The 5109-nt window shown below is 57.1% G+C and carries 6 protein-coding genes; 1 reads left to right on the top strand and 5 read right to left on the bottom strand.

What is annotated here, in order from left to right:
• Positions 1-1373: 1373 nt before the first annotated feature.
• Together hfq and AC0QTX_RS27110 are read right to left on the bottom strand one after the other, a co-directional pair.
• Positions 1374-1616 (bottom strand): RNA chaperone Hfq, encoded by a 243-nt coding sequence (gene hfq / locus AC0QTX_RS27115; RefSeq protein WP_474606894.1) that lies wholly within the window; start codon positions 1614-1616, stop codon positions 1374-1376.
• A gap of 94 nt (positions 1617-1710) precedes the next feature.
• Positions 1711-1950 (bottom strand): hypothetical protein, encoded by a 240-nt coding sequence (locus AC0QTX_RS27110; RefSeq protein WP_474606893.1) that lies wholly within the window; start codon positions 1948-1950, stop codon positions 1711-1713.
• A 246-nt stretch (positions 1951-2196) separates the two neighbouring features.
• On the opposite strand from AC0QTX_RS27110, the gene AC0QTX_RS27105 reads away from it, so the two are divergent.
• Positions 2197-2799, top strand: coding sequence for a hypothetical protein (locus AC0QTX_RS27105; protein WP_474606892.1), 603 nt, complete (start codon positions 2197-2199; stop codon positions 2797-2799).
• 47 nt (positions 2800-2846) lie between these two features.
• Here the strand turns inward: AC0QTX_RS27105 and AC0QTX_RS27100 are convergent, their stop codons facing one another.
• The 3 genes from AC0QTX_RS27100 to AC0QTX_RS27090 all read right to left on the bottom strand — a co-directional run bounded on the left by AC0QTX_RS27100 (position 2847) and on the right by AC0QTX_RS27090 (position 4633).
• Positions 2847-3143 (bottom strand): hypothetical protein, encoded by a 297-nt coding sequence (locus AC0QTX_RS27100; RefSeq protein ID WP_474606891.1) that lies wholly within the window; start codon positions 3141-3143, stop codon positions 2847-2849.
• Positions 3144-3430: 287 nt separating this feature from the next.
• On the bottom strand, positions 3431-3568 hold the full coding sequence (locus AC0QTX_RS27095) for a hypothetical protein (protein WP_474606890.1): 138 nt from the start codon (positions 3566-3568) through the stop codon (positions 3431-3433).
• Positions 3569-4198: 630 nt separating this feature from the next.
• Positions 4199-4633, bottom strand: coding sequence for a YybH family protein (locus AC0QTX_RS27090; RefSeq protein WP_474606889.1), 435 nt, complete (start codon positions 4631-4633; stop codon positions 4199-4201).
• Positions 4634-5109: the final 476 nt, after the last annotated feature.

The raw sequence follows: 5109 nt of genomic DNA, 5'->3' as shown, positions 1-5109 counted from the left end.
ATGTCAGCCCTGACCACGCGCTGCACCGATCCGAAGATTCTTCTTGCGTCACACGGGGCGTCCACACATGTCGCAAACTTGAAGTATAGGCGATTTTCAGCGCCATTTCCGGTCACGATGGAAGCGCTAAGCCGTTGATTCTGCAGAAGCCGGTCATCGCGAGATCGCCAGTATAGGCAAGTAAAAAACGAATTTGCGACAGAACCCCTAATCCTGGGGCTGCTCGTGTCGGGCGAGCCGCTCCACAAGCTCCGTCAAGCGAGCCGGGAGGGGAGCCTCGACTGGTCCGTAGGCAACTCGCAGCCGTTCGCCCAGCCACTGGAGGTCACTGGGATCAAGAGATTGGTTCAGCACCGGATGGGCTGGGAGAGGACACTTGATTGTTGGGGCTTCAGTCCGGAGCAGGGCTTGCATTGAGACACTTTCATTAGCGACACGCACGTGCCGGTGAATGCCCCTATGTTCCCGCCCTTGTCAGGTCTCTGTTGTGCAAAGCAGCGGTACTTTGTGGCAATTATGCGGACAAGGCAGTTTGCAACCCTGTTCGCGGGTTCGGGGCAGGCCATTTGAACCGCCTCGGTGCAAAAGCTCAGAGGCGACGAGGGTGGATTAGGTGTGGAGTGCGTCACCAGTCATTAAGACCTGCATCCAATCGCGACCTCCCGGACAGGAACCTCTTCGAATCTGCCCACGTTGGCTCAGGTCATGAGAGGTCGTATCAATGAAGAAGATTGCGCTCGCAGCTACCATCATGCTCACGTTCGGCCTTATCGCAGGAGGTGCTGAGGCTGAGAGCCGTCCTGGTGGTTGCCTGAAGTATGGGGTTGGCGGCGCGGTCGCCGGTCACTTTGCAGGCGGGCACCGGATCAAAGGTGCTCTCGCAGGCTGTGCTCTTGGTGTTTATCAGCGCAGAAAGTACGAGCGCGCTGTCAGGGAGCAGAATAACCGCAACAGGAATGCAGAGCGCAGACGCTTGCCCAATGACGAACGAGCGAACCGCTACGAGCCCCAGGATCGCAGTGCAAATCGAGCCCCCTTGCCTCGCCAGGGGGAATGGGTCCTTACGACGACCTCGGCTTGGACATGGGGCGTGGTCGGCCTGCCAATCGTGAGCAGGCGGACGGGCCTGAAAACCGGACGCGCGGTTCGGGTCGCGGGCAGGACGGCTATGAACCAGGAGGGTCTTTCGCACATGGCCAGAGCCGGTCAGGTAACAGCGAGGGGGCTAACGGCTCCAGATCGCCATGGCGTTATGATCCCGAGACCACCGGCAGCTTCCCCCGTGGGAATGGCACCATCTACTGATTTGGCGCTATCTCACAATGCTCCATGAGGGATCAACAGAGCCCCAAGTGCTTATGGATACGGCTGGGCTACCCAGAGGAAGCTGGGTCAATCAGGTGAATCGGCTCTGCTGGGTTAATCGCAGAAACTGCATGCTTGTAGACGACTTGCGTCCCATTGCCTCGGACAAGCTGTAACGTGAAGTTGTCAAACGATCTGATCTGACCCTGTAGTCTAATTCCGTTCGCCAGAAAGACAGTGACTTCCACTCTGTAATCGCGGAGGTGCTTCAGGAAAAGGTTCTGGAGACTCGGGGCGCTCTGGTTGGGCAATTTCCTGCTCCTGATGGAGGATTACTGCACCAGAGCACCTCAATGCTGTCAAAGAAATTGGTCTCGGCACCCATAATAGCCCTCCTGCTGAGAACTAGAGTTCCTGCTGAACGACGTTCTGCCCGTCAAAATAGGCTTGGATTATCCCGGTATCCTCTTCTCGTGAGAGGACATCCAATGAGCTTGATGCACCGCGAGCAATGATCTTCCCGTCCTCCAGATGGACGTGACCCGCGCTCACCACCGTGGCTGGAACTGACTGAGCCATGTGGGAGTGCTGCATGAACTCGGGAAAGAGCAGCGGGAGCAACTCACCGCCTTCGAGTTTCAGCATGACATACTTCATAGGCATTAGGCTCTCCCATTGAAGCCACAGCAATGGTCTCCCTAACTCAGATAGGAGCCCTGCCGGAAATAGCTGATGCTGCGTCCCTTCTATTAAGTTGCAATGCTCACCTTCAAAGCTCGTCCGCCAAGCTTTTCACATAGGTTAAGGCATTCAGGAACGTGGCTCGCAGCCTTAGCGTTACAAGTCGTGCAGGTCACTAATAACCTGCACTGACTGTTTTGGAAGGCTCGTATGGTGAACCCGCTCGGTATCAACGGCCAATCCACCCCTGAAAAGAATGGGGGTAAGTCTATCGAAAGTTCGTTGGACAACAGTCTGCCTGAGAACTCGCAGGAGAACCTCGATGCAAGACTCGACCATGCCATTGAGGAGACCTTCCCAACGAGCGATCCGGTCTCTGTGACCATCACCAAAGGCCCTGAGCCTGATGGCCCTGATCAGGGAGTCCGTTCCCCATCAGCGGGTGATCAGGGAGGCCCACTGGAGCAGGACACCGCTGAGCGAATTCTGGATCAGGTGAGGGAAGCTCTGCACGACGTTGCAGATCAGGCGTCCGGTGCAGCCCGCGACATGTACAGCCGAGGTGAGCACTACGCGCGGCAAGCACGAGAACAGTACCCGGAGGCAGAGCCGTATATTCGTGAGCGGCAGCGAGCCGTGACCGAGCGGGTGGCAGGAAACCCGTTGCCCGCGTTGCTTATGGCAGGAGCTTTTGGCTATGCCCTGGCATGGATGATCCATGGGCAACGACGCGGACGAGACGAACACATTCCGGAGTATGGCCGAACCAGCCGAGGCTATGCTTCCCATCGGGACGAGCAACGGATGCGATGACCACGAGATGGTCTCGCCCTCTCAGTTCCATTGCCGACCTCGGCACCTCAATGGTGAGAATTGCGCAGGCTCTGGATCATTGATGCCGTGGTGATCTGCTGATGCAGATCGGCAAGGCGCTGGACCAGAGGCTCCCGCGCCTTGGCATGGCGAGCGTCAAGCTGCTCGATAAAGCGCACTCTGATCGCCTCAGGGCCAGACCAGCCCTTGAGGCATTCACGTTCGCTCTCGTAGCGGGCTTCAACTTCGGACAGCGCTGCCAGTATCAGTCGTATCTCAGGGGGCAGAGTGCTACGATCAGCTTGGGACAGGGCCGCTGGCTCGTGAACCGGGGCGCGTGACATGGTAAGCCTCCCTCAATTCTTGTTCTTGAGGCTAATCCTACGCCCAGCGTAACATTAAGAACACGGGTCTGTCTCGCAGCGCACCACAGCACTCTCCGCACAAGCCATATTCCCGTTCAATGTTAGAAAATTCAGAACGGATGATAAACGAACCGCATAGCTCATGGTCCCGTCTTCATGCTCTCTATCAGGGGATGGGAAGGGATATGAGGTGCGTGTTCACTTATCCATCCTGAGACTGCTTATGACGGCACATATGCGGAGGTGGTGCTCAGGGATGCCTCGTCTCAGAAGCAGATGTGAGTGATCCTGTAGAGATCGCCGGTAATGTCCGGGCCAGCACCGCCCAGCCGCAACAGCCCGGATCGGTCATGAGCCACCGCAGCCTCGTCATAGCCTTCGACCAGCAGCACCCAATCGGCCACCGCGTCCTGCCCTGCCCGAAGGGCTGTCTCACGGGTCTGTGTCCTGCTCCTATCTTGATCCGCAATCAGGGGGTGAGCGGCGCAGACACCCCTTTGATGGGCAAGTGACTGCGCTTCACTCGTCAATACACCGCTCAGGTGTGCCTCGCGTCCGGGTTCAGGAGCAAACCGGATGGTTTGAAGCCAGCAGCCCGCCCCCAACCCACTTGATGCCTCAACACGACATAGGCTCCGGTTCATGTTACGCAGCGCAGGCATAGCTTGCTGAGTCCAGTCCGTAGGATGGCTCAGGTGCTCCAGGTAGGTTTGCGACGTAAACACATTGGGGTTTCTGACGGTGTATAAGATCAGAAACTGAGGTCCAGAGCCTACAACGGAGTACCGGCGTCCTTGAAGAAAACCAGGGATCGCAAGCCGCTCCTTCATATGTTCATGGGAATGCCAGTCGAGGTACTCGGCCTCGCGACCCTCCTCGACATCGTGCCATGCGATCAATGCCCCTGATCCAGCCCAACCCATTGGCACCTTCCCGGCAGATCACCTCCAAACCGTCTGCCCGACCAGTGAGCTACTCTAAACCCTGCTTTGCGAGGAGTGAACCTGCCCGACAAAGCGGCGCTTCTTAACACCTCACTGGTCACGGCCATTCCGGTTCCAGACATGCACGAGCATCTTCCACTCATTCCCTACCTTCTGAGCCAAAGCCGCGCCTTTTCCCTCAAACTCCTGGGGTGACTGTCCTCTGGTTTGCCCCACTGTGGTGAAGATCACATGTGCCATGTCGTTGCTGAGAGCCTTGGCATCGACGACAGTGACCTGCTTAATTTCGGCTCGCTGCGCCTCCCCCTTCCAGAAATTTGCGACGTTACTCTGGCCCTTCACCATAGGAGCTTGCGGCGGGAGAATAGCGGCGTCCTCGGCATAGAGTTGGAGGACCGCATTCAGATCGCCTTTGGCGTATGCCTCTACGAAGCGATCTGCCACCTTCTGAAGCTCAGCTTTATCTTGTGCAAGCCCAGGTAGTGCGGCCAAACAGAACGCGACAACCAGCGCAATTCTACGCATCGTCACCTCCTGTGATAGGAGCAAATTATTGTACACTTGCTCCCGAGCACAGACAATATTGATCATCAGTCGCTGATCGTGGGGGCTTTCATCTCTCGGGCAGGAACGAGAAAGTCATTCCAGAGACTGTCGAAGGGGTGAAGGCGTTTGGCCTTAAGACGATAGCCGCTGCCATTGCACAGGTTGGTGGGCGATCATGGCCATGACGCAGGCGTTTGGGGATCGGTGGTCGCGCCTTCAGCGGTAGGTAAGCGATATACATTCTGATGCAGCGTCTTGATGCTGCACTTTGTTACAGACTCGGAGGTGACTCGTGAGAGCGTCTCGGCAGATGGCATTAACGCCAGACCACATCGCGCAGGTCCACCGTGTATTGGATGATCCGGGTCCAAACCCGAATTGGACCTACCATAGCGAGGAGGATTACGACGCAGTCGTGCAGACGCTGCTAACCTCGCGTCCAAAGGGGCCTGACA

The sequence above is a fragment of the Microvirga sp. jy35 genome, assembly GCF_056148915.1.
This window is presented reverse-complemented; position numbering and strand designations above follow the sequence as displayed.

Bases quoted from the DNA above. Each gene is read 5' to 3' on its own strand.
- AC0QTX_RS27110 (WP_474606893.1), bottom strand. From the start codon at position 1,950: ATGCTGAAACTCGAAGGCGGTGAGTTGCTCCCGCTGCTCTTTCCCGAG.
- AC0QTX_RS27105 (WP_474606892.1), top strand. From the start codon at position 2,197: ATGGTGAACCCGCTCGGTATCAACGGCCAATCCACCCCTGAAAAGAAT.
- AC0QTX_RS27100 (WP_474606891.1), bottom strand. From the start codon at position 3,143: ATGTCACGCGCCCCGGTTCACGAGCCAGCGGCCCTGTCCCAAGCTGAT.
- AC0QTX_RS27090 (WP_474606889.1), bottom strand. From the start codon at position 4,633: ATGCGTAGAATTGCGCTGGTTGTCGCGTTCTGTTTGGCCGCACTACCT.